Genomic DNA, 16680 nt, shown 5'->3' on the forward strand with positions numbered 1-16680 from the left:
CTTTGACAGTATTCGCCGCCGCGCCTCACCGCTGACGATCATTCCATGCCAAACCCGGCGCCCCGGTCGGCGGGTCCGGGTCGTACGGCGACCGTTGTCGGCCTTTCGCCGATCTTGTGGGGGGCTCGTGCAGACTGGCCGAATGCGCACGGAACTCGTCTCGGAGCCCGGGAACCCCTTCCACCCCAACGAGGACTTCGCGTCGGTGGCCCTGCCCGCGGGGGGACAGGGCGGCACCCTGGTCGTCCTCGACGGTGTGACCCCGCCGCCCGAGGGCCACGGCTGTCGACATTCGGTCGCATGGTTCACTTCCCGCCTCGGCGGCACCCTGACCGAACTGTCCGTTTCGGAGCGGGATGCACCGTTGTCCGACGTGCTCTCACAGGCCATTTCCCGTACCGCCGGGGCCCACGCCCAAACCTGTGACCTTTCTCACCCACGAACCCCACAGGCCACGGTGGTTGTCGCCCGCTGGTCCCAGGAGGCCGTGGAGTACCTGGTGTTGTCGGACTCGGCCCTGCTGTGCGAGCGGCCGGACGGCACGGTGACGGCCGTCCTGGACGACCGCCTCTCCCGGCTCCCCCGCTCCGCCCTGGCCACGGCCGCACACGTCGACTCGGTCCTGCGCAACAGGGAGGGCGGCTTCTGGACGGCCGCCGCGGATCCCGCCGTGGCCGCCCGCGCGGTGACGGGAACCCTTCCCCGCGAGGAGGTCCGCACGCTGCTGGCGTTGACGGACGGCGCGACCCGCTGGACGGAGATGTTCCGGGAGGGCGACTGGACCGACCTCCTCACCTTCACCCGCAAGACGGGGACGCGGGGCCTGGTACGGCGGGTCCGGGAACTCGAAGCCACCGACACGGCCCGCGCGTTCCTGGGCCACGCGAAGACCCACGACGACGCGAGCGCGGTGTTCGTGGAGCTGTGAGGGTCCGGAGAGCTTGAGGCTCAGGGGACCGAGGCTCAGGGCGTGCCGGCGCCGGGCGTCGGGCTACCGGTGACGGAGGGCTGGTCCTGGGGACGGTCCGCGGGCGCGTCGGCGTTCGGGGCGACCCACACGCCCACCACCGCGGTGGCGAGCGCGGTAGAGGCCGCCACCAGCACGGTGGTGGCGGGGATCGCCGCCGCCGACAGCGAGCGGAAGTTACGGATCTGCCCCCAGCGCAGCCCGGCGAAGCGGACCAGACGGGCTTCCCAGTACAGGCCGAGGATGAGACAGACAGCGAGACAGTCGCCGCCGGTCAGCAGCAACGCGGTGCCGAAGTCGCGGGGCTCCAGGCCCCGGTAGAGCAGCTGCACGACTTCCGCCGGCAGCACCACGGCAAGCAGGCACAGCGCCTTGCCGATCGGGCTGCCACCCCGTAGCCAGGAATAGGCGTACCCGTAGATGAAGCCGTAGACGGGCCAGCGAAGAGCCGTCGACCACACCTCGACGACATCGCTCGCGGCATACCCGATCGTGACGATCCGGGGCGGCAGGGTGTAGACGAACCAGGGCAGGTTGAGGATGGCGAGCAGCGCGGCGCCCGCGACGCCGTTGCGCCAGGCGCTGGTACCGCCGGAGGTGCCGAGAGCGGCGAGGCGCAGCGCGACGGAGTGCTGCGGCGCTGTGCCACGGGGGCCGAGCGCCCCCAACTCGCGCCATCTCCGGCTCCACACACGTGGGGTGATGCTCGCCTCCGCCAGTCCGGTGCGCGAGGTGGTGAGGAACTCCCGGCGCCCGGCGGCGAGTTCCTGGTCCTTCAGCAGGGCGTGCATACGGCGGTTGTGCGCGGCCGGAGGGGTGCGGTGCAGCCGGACGGCCCGGTCCTCGGCACTGCGCGGGAGCAGCCAGGAGAAACCGAGGGCCGCCACGGCGACGGCGAGGTAGCGCCCGCTGGCGGAGGAATCCGTGGTGAGGGCGTCGAAACCCTCCAGGGTGAGTCCGGTGGTGAGCGCCGCGATCCCCAGCGCGGCGACGACGGTGGGGAGATGACGGGGCCAGCCGGACCGTTCGCGGCCACGCGTCCACAGCAGCAGAAATGTCACCAGGAACATCGATGTCTGGATAAGGGCGAGTGGTAGGTCTGCGATGTCTTCGGAGTCATGGGCTTCCGCCGCCAGGGGTGGGTACTCCCTGGCCAAAGTCCACCACAGCGCTCCGGACACCAGCGCGGCGAACAGTGTGCGCCGACCGAGTGCGACGAGGACGGCCCAGAGGGCCGCGGGCCACATCCAGGCGAGGAAAAACGCCACCGCGCGGGCCGACGGCTCCCAGAGGTCACCCGTGACGCCGATTTCCTCCTGTGGCGGCAGCGCCAACGCCCCAGGTCCGGCGCTCATCACGGCCAGCCAGATCCCCGCCGCGACGGTCACCGCCCACCGCCGGCCCGGCACACCGCACACTCCGCGCCGCAGAGCGCATCCGACTCCGCCGGCCAGAACCCAAGCGACGGCGGCCGGCAACAGGGCCCACGGCGACAGGCTGGTCCCGGCGAGCGTGGCGACGGGTACGAGGAGCAACACGCTCGGCACCAACACGGGCAGCAACTGCCGTGCGGACGGTGGGCGTCCGGTTCCGACTCGGACGGTGAGTGCGGCCACAACGAAGGGCAGCAGCACCCACCACCAGACCAGGAGGGGAACGTCCCGACCGACCTCGTCCTCCCACCAATCGGGTCCGTACGACAGCGTCACCAGCAGCAGTCCGCAGGTCATCGCAGTTCCCGCGACAGTCGCCACGGTCCACCGTCGGCGGGTGGCGGCAGGTGCCCAGCGGCGTACGAAGAGCACGGCGCAGAAACCCACGGCTGTCACGGCAAGCAACAGGCAGATCTGTTCACGCAGAGCGGAGGGGCGGTGCTGCAGCACCTCCGCAAGGACTGCTATCTCGTCGCCGCCCGAGGACGGTATCTCGCTGCCCGGCGCGGACCGCAACCACAACCGTGTCGACTCCTTGGCCGAGAGCCTCATCTCGACCCGGTTTCCGGACTGCGCCGAGGTCGTACCGCCCCACACGGCGGCGATGCCGTACTCCCCCGCATCGAAGGTGATATTCCACCGGTCGTAGAGCGCCTTCTCTCCCAGCATGCCGTCCCTGACATCCAGGGAGATCTCCATGTCCGCTTCGATCTGCCCCACCCCCAGCGAGCAAACGAGGCCTCCTTCCGACCAGGGGGCACTCGTACGGAGGACGGCCTGCACGGTCTTCTCCTTCGGGGACTGCGTCAGTTCCTCCGTCTCGGGATAACCGATCTCGAGGGCCTCCTCACAGTCGTCGTCCGTACCTCTGGCAAAAACGGAGAACGGGAGCCAGTCGGCGAGCAGTTGTTCGCCCCGGCGCAGGTCGGCGGTCATCGGATCGTCGGTACTCAGGTCCCAGCGGTGCTCGGCCCTGAGCACCCAGTAGCCGGGGTATTCGGGATCCGTGGTGATGCGGAAGCTGCTCGCACCCGCGCGTGCCGGGTGACCGGCCGCTCGGTACTTCTTCGCGGCGGCGACGAACACGGGGTCCACGGCCCCCTCCGGCTGTGGCGACTCGTCCGGCGCCCCAGCTTCGGTGCCGTCCTCGTCCTCGGCCGGACGCGCCCGGTCGATCTCCTCCAGCACCACGCGCACCCACTGGTCGCACACCACGACGCATCCCAGCAGCACGACCACGGGCAGGGCTATCGCCGCCACCACATGCGCCCAACGTCCACCGGACCAGCCCATGGCGCGCCCCCGTCCCTGAGGGGGTCAGCGCGACACCCCCCTCAGTTCTCTACCCCCCGATTCAACTGATGCAGCAGGTGGGCCAGTTGGGCCACCTCGTCGCGGTCCCAGCCCGCGAGTTGGCGTACGTACGCGACCCGGCGGGCGTCGCGGACCGCGCGGAAGCGGGCGCGGCCCTCGTCCGTGAGGTGGACGAGCCAGGCGCGGCCGTCGGCGGGGTCGGGTTCGCGGGCGATGAGGCCGAGGTGTTCCAGGGCGCGGAGTTGACGGGACATGGTGGCCTTGCCGACGCCGATGTAGGCGGCGAGTTCGGTGGCGCGCAGCCGGCCGGCCTCGTCGAGGCGGGCGAGGAGGCCGTAGGCGGCGGACTCGAGGTCGGGGTGGACGGCGCGGGCCATCTCCCCGGACTTGGCCCGGGCCCGCCGCAGCAGGACCGTCAGCTCCCGCTCCAGCGCGAGGTACGCCTGGTCCATACCGCCCACCGGCACCTCGGCCCCGCCGCCGTCGCCGTTTCCGCCCTCATCCCGCACGCCAGCGCTCCTGATTCCGATTCCGGGTACCTGCGGGTCAGTATTTCGCAGGTGGGGGCTGGACACCGTCCAGGTCGCCCGCGGGCCCGGCGGGGGCTGGTCGCGCAGTTCCCCGCGCCCCTGAAGGACCAGGCCCCCGCAGCCGTGAAAGGCGACCGGCGGCGGGCCTGAAAAGCAGGGGGCGCAGCCCCTGCTTTTCAGGGGCGCGGGGAACTGCGCGAGAAGCCCCACCGACCCGCACCCGACAACGCACCCCACCCGTCACGCCGCCAAAGGCACCCCCGCCACCGCTTCCGCCGGCGCCAGCGCCAGCTCCAGCACCTGCCGGACATCGGTCACGGCATGGACGTCCAGCTTCTCCAGCACCTCCGCCGGCACATCATCAAGGTCCGCCTCGTTCCGCTTGGGAATGACGACCGTGGTGACCCCGGCCCGATGCGCCGCGAGCAGCTTCTGCTTGACGCCACCGATCGGCAGCACCCGCCCCGTCAGCGACACCTCACCGGTCATCGCCACGTCCGTACGGACCAGCCGCCCGGACAGCAGCGAGGCGAGGGCCGTCGTCATGGTGACACCGGCGCTCGGCCCGTCCTTGGGCACCGCGCCCGCCGGGAAGTGGATGTGCACGCCCCGGTCCTTGAGGTCGGCGACGGGCAGCTCCAGCTCCGCGCCGTGCGACCGCAGGAAGGAGAGCGCGATCTGCGCGGACTCCTTCATCACGTCACCCAGCTGCCCGGTGAGGGTCAGCCCCGCCGCGCCCGTCTCCGGGTCGGCGAGCGACGCCTCGACGTACAGCACGTCACCACCCGCGCCGGTGACCGCGAGCCCGGTCGCGACACCCGGCACCGCCGTACGCCGCTCCGCCGGGTCCTGGGCCGACTCGGGCACATGGTGGGGGCGCCCGATGAGCCCGCGCAGATCCCCGTCGGTGACGGTGAACGGCAGCTCCCGCCGCCCCAGTTCGTGCTGGGCCGCGATCTTGCGCAGCAGCCGCGCCACGGACCGCTCCAGGTTCCGTACGCCCGCCTCGCGGGTGTACTCACCGGCCAGCTTGCGCAGCGCGCCCTCGTCGAGGACGACCTCGTCGGCGCCGAGCCCGGCCCGCTCCAGTTGCCGGGGCAGCAGGTGGTCCCGGGCGATGACGACCTTCTCGTCCTCGGTGTACCCGTCCAGCCGGACGAGTTCCATCCGGTCGAGCAGGGCCTCCGGAATCGCCTCCAGCACATTGGCCGTGGCGAGGAAGACGACGTCGCTCAGGTCGAGTTCGACCTCCAGGTAGTGGTCCCGGAAGGTGTGGTTCTGCGCGGGGTCGAGGACTTCGAGCAGCGCGGCGGCCGGGTCGCCCCGGAAGTCGGAGCCCACCTTGTCGATCTCGTCGAGCAGGACGACGGGGTTCATGGACCCGGCCTCCTTGATGGCGCGGACGATCCGCCCGGGCAGCGCCCCGACGTACGTACGCCGGTGCCCGCGGATCTCCGCCTCGTCGCGCACGCCGCCGAGCGCGACCCGGACGAACTTCCTGCCCATCGCGTGTGCCACGGACTCGCCGAGGCTGGTCTTGCCGACACCGGGCGGCCCGACGAGCGCGAGCACGGCACCGCCGCGCCGCCCGCCGACGACTCCGAGCCCGCGCTCGGCACGCCGCTTCCTGACGGCCAGGTACTCGGTGATGCGCTCCTTCACGTCCTCCAGACCGGCATGCTCGGCGTCCAGCACCCGCTGGGCGCCCTGGATGTCGTAGGCGTCCTCGGTCCGCTCGTTCCACGGGAGTTCGAGCACGGTGTCGAGCCAGGTCCGGATCCAGCCGCCCTCGGGCGACTGGTCGCTCGACCGCTCCAGCTTGTCGACCTCCTTGAGCGCGGCCTCCCGGACGGTCTCCGGCAGATCGGCGGCCTCGACGCGGGCCCGGTAGTCGTCGGACTCCTCGCCGTCCTGCTCGCCGTTCAGCTCACGCAGTTCCTTGCGGACGGCTTCGAGCTGGCGCCGCAGCAGGAACTCGCGCTGCTGCTTGTCGACGCCCTCCTGGACGTCCTTGGCGATGGTCTCGGCGACGTCCTGCTCGGCGAGGTGGTCGCGCAGCTGCTGGGTGGCGAGCTTCAGCCGGGCGATCGGGTCGACCGTCTCCAGGAGCTGGATCTTCTGTTCGGTGGTGAGGAAGGGCGAGTACCCGGAGTTGTCGGCGAGCGCGGAGACGTCGTCGATCGCCTGCACCCGGTCCACGACCTGCCAGGCGCCGCGCTTGCGCAGCCAGCTGGTGGCAAGTGCCTTGTACTCCTTGACGAGTTCGGCGACCTGCCCGGGCAGCGGCTCCGGCACGCTGTCGTCGATTCGCGTCCCCTCGACCCACAGCGCGGCCCCGGGCCCGGTGGTCCCGGCCCCGATCCGCACCCTGCGCACCGCGCGGATGAGCGCGCCGGGGTCCCCGTCCGCCAGCCGTCCGACCTGCTCGACGGTCCCGAGCACACCCGTGCTCGCGTACGCCCCGTCGATCCGCGGCACCAGCAGCACCTTCGGCTTCCCGGGCTCGGCCCGGGCCGCCGCCTGGGCGGCCTCCACCGCGGCCCGTACATCCGTGTCATTGAGGTCCAACGGCACCACCATCCCCGGCAGCACGACCTCCTCGTCGAGCGGCAGCACGGGCAGGGTGAGCGGTGCGGACGTCGATGCCATGATCTCTCCCTCGGCAGTCAAGTTGAGCTATGCCGACTCAATGCACATGAGCCGAGGAATGTTCCCCGAGGGACGGCACGTTCGCTCTGGGCGATCACCACCCGAGCAGAGGAACGCCGACCGGGGTCGCGCCCGATCGGCTCGACGTAATAGCCTCTACTCGCTACCAACTATTACACACTCGGAGGTCATGGTGGACGCAATCGTGCGGGCCTGGGTCGACGGATGGGTGGTCTCGCGTGGTGCGGCGCCGCCGGTGGTCGAGCCGTGGGGCTGCACGATCGACATGGGCATGGCCCACCACGTCACCCGTCACGTCCTCTCGGCGACGAACGAGATGGTGGAGGAGGCGACGGTCCGGAAGGTCGCGGACGCCGTCACCGGGACGGCGGTCTGGCTCAAGGTCTTCGCGGAGCCGTCGAGGGTGAAGCCCTGGCTGGGCGAGGGCTGGTGGGTGGATCCCGAGCCGGGCTGCCTGATGACGATCCGCCTGAGCCAGCACGAGCCCCCCCGCCCCCCTCCCCGACGGCTACCGGCTCCGCACCTGGTCGGCCGGTGACGTGACCCGGGTGATGATCGCCGCCCCGGACGGCTCCTTCGCCGCCCGCGGCCAGATCGCCCCCACGGGAGCGACCGCCGTCGTCGACCAGATAGAGACGTCCTCCCGCCACCGCCGCCGCGGCCTCGCCACCACCGTCCTCCACACCCTCACCCACGCGGCCCTCGCCCAGGGCGCGGAGACCGGGGTCCTGTGCGGAACACCAGACGGGCGCGCGCTGTACGAGGCACTGGGATGGAGGGTGGAGGCACCGCTGACCAGCGCGAAGTTCACGGGGCGCCCATGGGAAGGCAGCCGCTGACGGTGTGCCCCCCGGACCGCGTGACCGCGGCGAGCGACACTCGCACCACCGGCGCACCTCCCCGCCCGTACGGCGGCCACTGCCCGTACAACGCATCACCCTCGACCCGAGCCCCGCCGTCCACGCCCTTCTCAGCCCCAACGGCGCCGGAAAATCCACCCTTCTCCGGGCCCTCACCACTTCGTACGCCCCCGAGGGCGCCGGCCGGACGGGTCAGGAGGTGGTCGCAGGGGTCGCGGGGTCGCGGAGGCGGTGGGTCGGGTCCGGGCTACCGGCTCGGGCACAAGCCCCGCACGCTCACCGGCGGGACGAAGCGGCGGGTCGGCATTGCGCGGGCCATCCTCAACTCCCCGCGCCGCCCCCGCTCGACGTGCCCACGGCCGGACTCGCCCCGTGACAGCGGACCGGCTTCCGCACCCTCGTACGGCGGCTCTCCTCCGGCCGCGTCGCCTTCCACGGCCCCCTCGACGCGCTGGACGCGCTGGACGCGCTGGACGCGCTGGACGCGGCTACGCGACAGTCGTGGCCGCCGGACCAGGACCCCGGCCCCGACCCCGCCCGACGCCCGCGGCCGGGCCCGCCCGCCCCGCTCGCCACCACCGCCGTACCACCGGCCACGTCGCCACCCCGATCGCCAGGGACAGCAGATGCCCCCAGTTCGTCATCGGGTCCGTGAACGCGATCAGGTCGTCCACGAGCATGCCGCCGAAGCACAGCAGGATCGGCCACCGCAGCCAGGGCGACAGCAGCCCGGCCAGCGCGCCCACACTCGCGGCCACACCGAAGCTGATGCCGTAGTCGAGGCGGTGGAGGGAGCTGTCGGGGAGGTGGCCGGCCAGGACGGCGAAGCCCACCGGGACCTCGGTCGCGAGGGTGGCGAGGACATGGCCCAGCAGGAAGACCCCGGCCGTGCGCCGCCCGCCGATCCGGCGTTCCAGCGCGGTCAGCACCAGCAGAAAGGCCAGGGCGTACGGCGATCCGACCCCGCCCGCGACCCACAGCGCGCTCGCGAGCAGCACGAAGACCGGACTCCGGACCAGGTGCGCCACATCCGTACTGGAGCCCTGGTGCAGCGCGTGCACCAGGGCCGGGTCGGCGTATTCGGCGACCACCGAGGTGACCACCAGGACGGCGGCGTAGAAGAAGGTGAAGGGCGTACCGGCGGGGGTGGGGAGCAGCCGCCAAGGGCGCGGCAGCGGGACGCGCGCGAGCGGCAAGCGCCGGTGCAGGAATCGCGGGAGCGGCAAGCGCGGGAGCGGGGGGCGCGGAGAGCGCCGGAGCAAAGAGCGCGTGCGCGGGGGACATACGTGCTGCGAGGCAGCCTCGCGTTCCTCGCGCCCCGCGGGCTCCCCCTCGCGTTCCACCACCTCGGCCGGCGCCGCCGCACCCCCCTGCCGAGGGATGCCGTCGAGGACGGGCCCCGCGGTGTCCACGGTCTCGGCGGCGTCGATCTCGGCGGCGTCCAAGGTGAGGCGCTCCTTCCGGTTCACCCCACCCTCGACGCCTCGCCTGGCCCGTGTCTGTGACCCCCGCCACCCGCGAAGCGATTCACAGCAACTCGACAGCCCGCCGCCCCTACCGACCCCTAACGCCCTCCTACCGACCCCTACCGACCCCTAACGCCCCCCTACTGACCCCTACCGACCTCCCACCCCGATCCCCCGCGCCACCCGCTCCACATACGCCCGGAACCGCCCCGCCATGTCGAACCCCTCCGGGTCCAGCACCCACTGGATCTGCAGCCCGTCCATCACCGCCGCCAACTCCTGCGCGACGGCCACGACATCCGTGTCGGCCCGCAGTTCACCGGCGTCCACCCCGCGCCGCAGCATCCCGGCCACGGTGCCCACGACCTCGGCGTACCGCTTGACGAAGTACGCGTGGGCGGGATGACCGGGGTCGCCCGCCTCGGCGGCCAGGACGTTGAACATCCGGGTGCGGCCCAGCCGCGCGCTGTTGTACTCGGCGAGTTTCACGAGCGCCGCGAACATCTCGGCCGTCGACCCGAACTCCCGCGAGAAGAACCGGTCCCGGTCGGACTCGTCTATACGCTCCAGCACCTGGACGAGCAGGTCCTCCTTGCTGGGGAAGTGGTGCAGCAGCCCGCCCTGGGTGATGCCGACGTCCTTGGCGATCCGGGCGAGGGAGGAGGCGTGGAAGCCCCGCTGGGCGAAGTGCTCGACGGCCGCGTCGAGAATCCGCAGCCGCCGCTCGTCCCCGACGGCGTACGAGCCACGCGACGCACCGGAACTCCCCGACCTGCCGTCGGCAGACCCCTCTGACCTCCGGTTCCGCACCATGTCCGCCACCATAACCCCCCGCCGGACGGCCCCGAAGGCCCTCGCGAACCCGGAGTTACACGAGTCAACCACCCTCCCCTTTCAAGCCATGTGCCGCGTGATGGTGGCCACTTGACCAAAACCTAGTACCCACTCGGTTTTGCTGCTTCCCTGAACGAGCCTGCGCGGCAACGAAGCCGCCCTCGTCCCCCAGGAGAGCCCATGGCCGTCACCCCGGACGCCGCCCCGCTCGGCAAGGCGACCCCCCATCAGCCCCCGCAGCCCCCTCAGTCCGCCGACCTCCCCCGGCAGATCGAGAACGCCCCCGCCAGACTCGTCCTCGGCCTGGCCCTGGCCCAGTTCGGCACCTATCTCGCGGTCCTCACCCCGGTCATCGTCACCCTCGCCCTGCGCGTGAACCAGATCGTCCCGGAGGCGAGCCGGGGCGCGGCCCTCGGCCAGGTGCTCTCCGTCGGCGCCCTGCTGGCGATGGTCGGCAACCCGGTCTTCGGCGCCCTGTCCGACCGTACGACCAGCCGTTTCGGCCGGCGCCGCCCCTGGCTGCTCGGCGGCATGGTCACCGGTCTGGCGGGGCTGCTGATCGTCGCCCTCGGCGGCGGCGTCCCCACCCTGATGCTCGGCTGGGCGCTGGCGCAGCTCGGCATCAACGCCACCCTCGCCGCGCTCACCTCGTGCGTACCGGATCTGGTCCCGGACCGGCAGCGGGCCCGGGTCTCCGGCATCGTCGGCATGACGCTGTCGCTCTCCCTGGTCGCCGGGGCGGGCCTCGCCCGGCTCTTCAGCGGCTCGCTCTTCCTCGCGTTCCTCGTGCCGGGGCTGATCGGTCTGGCCTCGGTCGGCTTCCTGACCGTGGTCATCAAGGACCGCGACCGCCCGGCGCGCGCCGGCGCGTTCGAGCCGTACGGCGTCAGGGAGTTCCTGCGCAGCTTCTGGGTGAACCCGCGCCGGCACCCCGACTTCATGTGGAACTTCGTCGGCCGCTTCCTGGTCTTCACCGGCGCCGCCTGTGTGACCAGCTACTCCGTCTACTTCCTGATGGACCGCATGGGCTACGACGGCACCGAGGTCGCCGACAAGTTCTTCGTCGGCACCCTCGTGATGGTCGCCGCGACCGTCGTCGGCTCGATCGCGGGCGGCCAGCTCTCCGACCGCTCGGGCCGCCGCAAGCCGTACGTCCTGGGCTCCTCGCTCGGGATGGCGGCCGGGCTCGCGCTGGTGGCGACCTCCCAGACCTTCGGGGGGTATCTCCTCGCCATGGTCGTCTTCGGCTTCGCCGAGGGGCTCTATCTCTCGGTCGACATGGCGCTGGCCGCCGCCGTGCTGCCCAACCCCGAGGAGTCCGCCAAGGACATGGGCGTCCTCAACATCGGCAACGCCCTCCCCCAGTCCCTCGTCCCGATCATCGCCCCGGGCCTGCTGGCCGTCGGCGGCACCGGCGCCAACTACAGCGCGCTGTTCCTGTTCGGCGCCGTCGCCTCGATCGCGGGCGCCCTCGCCGTCCAGTTCGTCCGCTCGGTCAAGTAGCCCCACCAGAGCCCTCGTCCAAGGAATCGCATGCTCCCGTACCGCGACCCGAACCGCCCCGTCGACGAGCGCGTGGGGGACCTCCTGTCCCGGATGACGCTCGCGGAGAAGGCGGGCCAGCTCTTCCACGCGATGCTGACCATGAACCCCGACGGGTCACTGGCGGAGGCGGCCGACGGACCGTTCCTCCGGCGCGGCACCACGGAACTGGTCGCGGACGGCCATCTGACGCACTTCAATCTGCTGGGCCAGTACGGGGTCCGGGAGACGGCCGAGTGGGCCAACCGGCTCCAGGCGCTCGCGGCGGACACCCGGCTGGGCATCCCGGTCACCCTCTCCACCGATCCGCGCCACGCGTTCACCGACAACCCGGGCGCGTCCTTCGACTCCGGTGCCTTCTCGGCCTGGCCCGAACCCCTGGGCCTGGCCGCGATCGGCGAACCGGAGCTGGTGGAGCGGTTCGGCGACACGGTCCGCCGCGAGTACCTCGCCGTCGGCTTCCGGGTCGCCCTGCACCCGCAGATCGACCTCGCCACCGAGCCCCGCTGGTCCCGCCAGTCCGGCACCTTCGGCTCGTCCGCCGACGTCACGAGCGCCCTGGTCCGAGCGTACGTACGGGGCTTGCAGGGCCCCCGGCTCGGCCCGCGCTCGGTCGCCGCCATGGTCAAACACTTCCCCGGCGGCGGCCCGCAACGAGACGGCGAGGACCCGCACTTCCCGCACGGCAAGGAGCAGATCTATCCCGGCGGCATGAGCGACTACCACCTCGCGCCCTTCCGGGCCGCGATCGAGGCCGGCTGCTCGCAGCTGATGCCGTACTACGGCCAGCCGATCGGCGTGGACGGCTGGGAGGAGGTCGGCTTCGGCTTCAACCGGGACGTCCTCACCGGCCTGCTGCGCGAACGCCTCGGCTTCGACGGCGTCGTCTGCACCGACTGGGGCCTGCTCAACGACGCCCCCATCGGCGGCGAGACACACGAGGCCCGCGCCTGGGGCGTCGAACACCTCACCGTCGCCGCCCGCGCCGCCAAGGCCCTGGACGCGGGTGCCGACCAGTTCGGCGGCGAACACTGCCCCGAGGTGATCGTCGAACTCGTCCGCTCCGGCCGGATCTCCGAGGAGCGGCTCGACGTCTCCGTACGCCGCCTGCTGCGCGAGAAGTTCGTCCTCGGCCTCTTCGAGCGGCGGTACGTCGACCCCGACCGCGCCGAGGAGACCGTCGGCGCCGGCGAGTTCACCACGCTCGGCGAGACCGCCCAGCGCCGCTCCCTCACCGTCCTCACCAACCACTCCCTCCTCCCGCTCACCGACCGCCCCAACCTGTACGTCGAGGGAGTGGGCGCGCAGACGGCGTCCCTGTACGGCAACGTCGTGGCCGATCCGGCCGACGCGGACGTGGCCGTACTGCGGCTGCGGACGCCGTACGAGGAACGGCCGGGGTTCTTCGAGTCGTTCTTCCACTCCGGGTCACTGGCCTTCGGCGAGGAGCGACTGAAGGAGATCCTGAGGTTGCTGGAGGCCGTGCCCACACTGGTCTGCGTCAACCTGGAACGGCCCGCCGTCCTCCCGGAGATCGCCGCGAAGGCCGCCGCGCTGGTCGCCGACTTCGGGGCCTCGGACGCGGCCCTGCTCGACGTGGCCTTCGGCCGGGCCCGCGCCGAGGGCCGGCTGCCCTTCGAACTCCCGCGCTCCATGGCCGCGGTGGAGGCGTCCCGCCCGGACGTCCCCAACGACACCGAGGACCCGGTCTTCCCGTACGGCCACGGCCTGGCGCTCTGACGGCCCGCCCGCCCCGGGCAGCCGAAATTCGTCCGCCCCCGCGCCACGGACGGGTAAGGATGGGCGGATGCCCCTCACCGACGAACCCGAAGTCGACCAACCCGAAGTCATCGACCGACCCGAAGTCATCGACCGGCGCGAGGGCCCCTACGGCGAGGTCGTGCTGCGGCGGCACGGGAAGCTGCTGCAGATCATCGCCAACGGCTGCTTCCTGATGGACACCTCGGACGGCCGCTCGGAACGGCTGCTGGTCGACGCCGCGCTCGACGCCCTCGACGACCGGGACGGCCGTTCTCGGCCAAGTGTGCTCATCGGGGGCCTCGGTGTCGGGTTCTCGCTGGCGCACGCCGCCGCGGATCCGCGCTGGGGTCCGATCACAGTTGTCGAACGCGAACCCTCCGTCATCGACTGGCACCGCGCCGGACCGCTCTCCGAGGTGTCCGCCGAAGCGCTCGCGGACCCCCGTACGGAGATCGTCGAAGCCGATCTCGTCGCCTACGTCAATGAGACATCCGCCACGTTCGACGCGCTCTGCCTGGACATCGACAACGGGCCCGACTGGACCGTCTCCGCGTCCAACGACGGCCTCTACGCACCCGCCGGACTGGCAAGCTGCGCAAGGGTGTTGAGGCCTGGTGGGGTGCTTGCCGTCTGGTCGGCCCGGCCATCTGCGGAATTCGAGGAAACCTTGGGGAATGCCGGGTTCCAACAGGTGCGTACCGAAGAGATCCCGGTTGCCCGAGGAGTTCCGGACGTGGTGCACCTCGCGATCCGACCTGGATAGCCGTGGTGCGGTGACTGCCCGTACCCTGCTTGCCTGACGCCGATCATTCAAGCGTCAATCGCAGTCATGCGCAGCCATGCGTAGTCAAGGGATCACCCCACGGATTCCGGAAAGCAACACAGGGGCGGGCGATGGAGCAGACACACACCACCCACAGCAACACCACGGCGACGCCGGGCGCACAGCGCCGGGTCCTCGTGGTCGAGGACGACCCGACGATCGTCGACGCCATCGCGGCCCGCCTGCGCGCCGAGGGTTTCGTCGTCCAGACCGCGTCCGACGGCCCGGCCGCGGTGGACACCGCGGAGGCCTGGCAGCCCGACCTGCTGATCCTCGACATCATGCTGCCCGGCTTCGACGGCCTGGAGGTGTGCAGGCGCGTCCAGGCCCAGCGGCCCGTCCCCGTGCTGATGCTCACCGCCCGGGACGACGAGACGGACATGCTGGTCGGGCTCGGCGTCGGCGCCGACGACTACATGACCAAGCCGTTCTCCATGCGTGAGCTGGCCGCCCGGGTGCACGTCCTGCTGCGCCGGGTGGAGCGGGCCGCGCTGGCCGCCACCACCCCGCGCTCGGGCATCCTGCGCCTGGGCGAGCTGGAGATCGACCACGCACAGCGCCGGGTCCGGGTGCGCAGCGAGGACGTGCACCTCACGCCCACCGAGTTCGATCTGCTCGTATGTCTCGCGAACACCCCGCGTGCCGTACTCTCGCGCGAGCAGCTGCTCGCCGAGGTGTGGGACTGGGCGGACGCGTCCGGGACGCGGACCGTGGACAGCCACATCAAGGCGCTGCGGCGGAAGATCGGCGCGGAGCGGATCCGCACGGTGCACGGTGTGGGGTACGCCCTGGAGACCCCGAATCCCTGACCCGTGCCCGCCGTCCGCGTGCGCAGGGCGCAAGGCGGACACAGGCACGCAGACAGGTAGGCGCAGGGGGCTGGTGGCGTGATGAGCGGAGTCGGTGACCCGAGGTCCCGGAACCGGATTCCCGGTGGCGGGCAGCCGCGGAAGGGCGCGAGCCCGCTCAGCGGCGTGCGCCCCTTCTCGATCAAGACGAAGCTCGGCGCGCTCGTCGTCATCTCGGTCCTGATCACGACCGGTCTGTCGATGATCGCGGTGCACACCAAGACGGAGCTGCGCTTCATCACGGTGTTCTCGATGATCGCCACACTCCTGATTACGCAGTTCGTGGCGCATTCGCTCACCGCACCCCTGGACGAGATGAACGCGGTCGCCCGGTCCATCTCGCGCGGCGACTACACCCGCCGGGTCAGCGAGAACCGCCGGGACGAGCTGGGCGACCTCGCCCACACGATCAATCTCATGGCCGACGAGCTGGAGGCCCAGGACCGCCAGCGCAAGGAGCTGGTGGCGAACGTCTCGCACGAGCTGCGCACGCCGATCGCGGGCCTGCGCGCGGTGCTGGAGAACATCGTCGACGGTGTCACGCAGGCCGATCCCGAGACGATGCGTACGGCCCTGAAGCAGACGGAACGCCTGGGCCGGCTGGTCGAGACCCTGCTGGACCTGTCCCGGCTGGACAACGGCGTGGTCCCGCTGCGCCGCCGCCGCTTCGAGGTCTGGCCGTACCTCTCGGGCGTCCTCAAGGAGGCCCAGATGGTCTCCTCGGCGCGCGGCGGCATCGCCTCGGACTCCGGCAAGCACACCCGCACGGACGTGCACCTCCACCTGGACGTGCACCCGCCGGAGCTGACGGCCAACGCCGACCCGGAGCGCATCCACCAGGTCGTCGCCAACCTCATCGACAACGCGGTCAAGCACAGCCCGGCCCACGGCCGCGTCACGGTGAAGGCCCGCCGGGGGCCGACCCCGGACTCCATCGACCTGGAAGTCCTCGACGAGGGCCCCGGCATCCCCGAATCCGAGTGGCACCGCGTCTTCGAACGCTTCAACCGCGGCGCCGTCAGCTCCCCCCACGGCCCCGGCAGCGACGGCGGCACCGGCCTCGGCCTAGCCATCGCCCGCTGGGCGGTAGACCTCCACGGCGGCCGCATCGGCGTAGCCGAATCCCCCAAAGGCTGCCGCATCCAGGTCCTCCTCCCAGGCCCCTCCCCCAAACCCCAGGGCACCCCAGCCTCCTAGCCCCACCGGCGCCTCCGGGCGCCTTCGGCGACGGGGGCCGTGGGGTTCAGCGGCGCAAGGGGCCACGGACTCTTCTGGGGCGCGGGGAGCCGCGGTCCTTCCAGGGGCGCGGGGAACCGCGGCCTCCGCAGGGGCGCGGGGAGCCGCAGGCTCTCAAGGGGCGCGGGGAACTGCGCGATCAACCACGATGCATCCGCACTCGCCCACCCACCCCCTCCTCCCGAGCTCCGACGCGCAGACGAGGGGGGTCGAAGGGGCACAGCCCCTGGGGATGGGACGGGTAGGGGCGGCGGGGGCGAAAAATCCCCTGATACCCACCCGGCCCATGGCCGAATCCCCCCACCATTGCCGAATATCGCTCATTCTCCCGGGGCTTACATCTCTGCCAAGTTGACGTAAAGTTCGAACCGGAGCCACAAGATCCACGCCCGATCC

At 71.7% G+C, this 16680-nt stretch carries 14 protein-coding genes; 9 read left to right on the top strand and 5 right to left on the bottom strand.

The features are described 5' to 3' along the window. The first annotated feature begins 142 nt into the window (after window positions 1–142). Window positions 143–928 (top strand): protein phosphatase 2C domain-containing protein, encoded by a 786-nt coding sequence (locus tag ACZ7MG_RS06495; protein ID WP_471387434.1) that lies wholly within the window; start codon window positions 143–145, stop codon window positions 926–928. A gap of 35 nt (window positions 929–963) precedes the next feature. Here ACZ7MG_RS06495 and ACZ7MG_RS06500 read toward each other — a convergent pair whose 3' ends face one another. The 3 genes from ACZ7MG_RS06500 to lon form a co-directional block, all read right to left on the bottom strand. Then, window positions 964–3693: a hypothetical protein gene (locus ACZ7MG_RS06500; protein WP_471387436.1), complete on the bottom strand. Its 2730-nt coding sequence runs from the start codon at window positions 3691–3693 to the stop codon at window positions 964–966. Window positions 3694–3734: 41 nt separating this feature from the next. After that, window positions 3735–4223 (bottom strand): MarR family winged helix-turn-helix transcriptional regulator, encoded by a 489-nt coding sequence (locus ACZ7MG_RS06505; protein WP_471387439.1) that lies wholly within the window; start codon window positions 4221–4223, stop codon window positions 3735–3737. 261 nt (window positions 4224–4484) lie between these two features. Continuing rightward, a complete protein-coding gene (gene lon, locus ACZ7MG_RS06510) occupies window positions 4485–6893 on the bottom strand; it encodes an endopeptidase La (RefSeq protein WP_471387442.1) in 2409 nt (802 codons plus the stop codon). A 190-nt stretch (window positions 6894–7083) separates the two neighbouring features. Between lon and ACZ7MG_RS06515 the strand changes: the two genes are divergently transcribed. Both ACZ7MG_RS06515 and ACZ7MG_RS06520 read left to right on the top strand, forming a co-directional pair. Then, the gene (locus tag ACZ7MG_RS06515; protein WP_471387444.1) at window positions 7084–7452 is read left to right on the top strand and encodes a hypothetical protein; all 369 of its coding nucleotides are present in this window, start codon (window positions 7084–7086) and stop codon (window positions 7450–7452) included. 1 nt (window position 7453) lies between these two features. Continuing rightward, window positions 7454–7753: a GNAT family N-acetyltransferase gene (locus ACZ7MG_RS06520; protein WP_471387446.1), complete on the top strand. Its 300-nt coding sequence runs from the start codon at window positions 7454–7456 to the stop codon at window positions 7751–7753. A 509-nt stretch (window positions 7754–8262) separates the two neighbouring features. Here ACZ7MG_RS06520 and ACZ7MG_RS06525 read toward each other — a convergent pair. After that, a complete protein-coding gene (locus tag ACZ7MG_RS06525; RefSeq protein WP_471388259.1) occupies window positions 8263–9156 on the bottom strand; it encodes a rhomboid-like protein in 894 nt (297 codons plus the stop codon). Between ACZ7MG_RS06525 and ACZ7MG_RS06530 the strand changes: the two genes are divergently transcribed. Then, window positions 9061–9279, top strand: a complete 219-nt coding sequence (locus tag ACZ7MG_RS06530) for a hypothetical protein (protein ID WP_471388333.1) — start codon at window positions 9061–9063, stop codon at window positions 9277–9279. The two genes, ACZ7MG_RS06525 and ACZ7MG_RS06530, sit on opposite strands and share 96 nt — an antisense overlap. Before the next feature lie 111 nt (window positions 9280–9390). Here the strand turns inward: ACZ7MG_RS06530 and ACZ7MG_RS06535 are convergent, their stop codons facing one another. Next, on the bottom strand, window positions 9391–10053 hold the full coding sequence (locus ACZ7MG_RS06535; protein WP_471387448.1) for a TetR/AcrR family transcriptional regulator: 663 nt from the start codon (window positions 10051–10053) through the stop codon (window positions 9391–9393). Between the two features lie 201 nt (window positions 10054–10254). Between ACZ7MG_RS06535 and ACZ7MG_RS06540 the strand changes: the two genes are divergently transcribed. From ACZ7MG_RS06540 to ACZ7MG_RS06560, 5 genes are all read left to right on the top strand, one after another. Further along, window positions 10255–11577 carry an MFS transporter gene (locus tag ACZ7MG_RS06540; protein WP_471387451.1) on the top strand — a complete coding sequence of 441 codons (1323 nt, stop codon included), beginning with the start codon at window positions 10255–10257 and terminating at the stop codon, window positions 11575–11577. A 30-nt stretch (window positions 11578–11607) separates the two neighbouring features. Next, window positions 11608–13356 carry a glycoside hydrolase family 3 protein gene (locus ACZ7MG_RS06545; protein WP_471387453.1) on the top strand — a complete coding sequence of 583 codons (1749 nt, stop codon included), beginning with the start codon at window positions 11608–11610 and terminating at the stop codon, window positions 13354–13356. Between the two features lie 67 nt (window positions 13357–13423). After that, complete coding sequence (locus ACZ7MG_RS06550; RefSeq protein WP_471387455.1) at window positions 13424–14140, top strand: spermine/spermidine synthase domain-containing protein; 717 nt, start codon at window positions 13424–13426, stop codon at window positions 14138–14140. 131 nt (window positions 14141–14271) lie between these two features. After that, entirely contained in the window at window positions 14272–15009 is a 738-nt protein-coding gene (locus ACZ7MG_RS06555; RefSeq protein WP_086760898.1) for a response regulator transcription factor, read from the top strand. A gap of 81 nt (window positions 15010–15090) precedes the next feature. Then, complete coding sequence (locus ACZ7MG_RS06560; RefSeq protein ID WP_471387458.1) at window positions 15091–16245, top strand: sensor histidine kinase; 1155 nt, start codon at window positions 15091–15093, stop codon at window positions 16243–16245. The last annotated feature ends 435 nt before the right edge of the window (window positions 16246–16680 follow it).

Source organism: Streptomyces sp. NPDC107538 (assembly GCF_055657445.1).

Coding starts and splice junctions, on each gene's coding strand:
- ACZ7MG_RS06495 (WP_471387434.1), top strand. CDS start 143: ATGCGCACGGAACTCGTCTCGGAGCCCGGGAACCCCTTCCACCCCAAC.
- ACZ7MG_RS06500 (WP_471387436.1), bottom strand. CDS start 3,693: ATGGGCTGGTCCGGTGGACGTTGGGCGCATGTGGTGGCGGCGATAGCC.
- lon (WP_471387442.1), bottom strand. CDS start 6,893: ATGGCATCGACGTCCGCACCGCTCACCCTGCCCGTGCTGCCGCTCGAC.
- ACZ7MG_RS06515 (WP_471387444.1), top strand. CDS start 7,084: ATGGTGGACGCAATCGTGCGGGCCTGGGTCGACGGATGGGTGGTCTCG.
- ACZ7MG_RS06535 (WP_471387448.1), bottom strand. CDS start 10,053: ATGGTGCGGAACCGGAGGTCAGAGGGGTCTGCCGACGGCAGGTCGGGG.
- ACZ7MG_RS06540 (WP_471387451.1), top strand. CDS start 10,255: ATGGCCGTCACCCCGGACGCCGCCCCGCTCGGCAAGGCGACCCCCCAT.
- ACZ7MG_RS06545 (WP_471387453.1), top strand. CDS start 11,608: ATGCTCCCGTACCGCGACCCGAACCGCCCCGTCGACGAGCGCGTGGGG.
- ACZ7MG_RS06550 (WP_471387455.1), top strand. CDS start 13,424: ATGCCCCTCACCGACGAACCCGAAGTCGACCAACCCGAAGTCATCGAC.
- ACZ7MG_RS06555 (WP_086760898.1), top strand. CDS start 14,272: ATGGAGCAGACACACACCACCCACAGCAACACCACGGCGACGCCGGGC.
- ACZ7MG_RS06560 (WP_471387458.1), top strand. CDS start 15,091: ATGAGCGGAGTCGGTGACCCGAGGTCCCGGAACCGGATTCCCGGTGGC.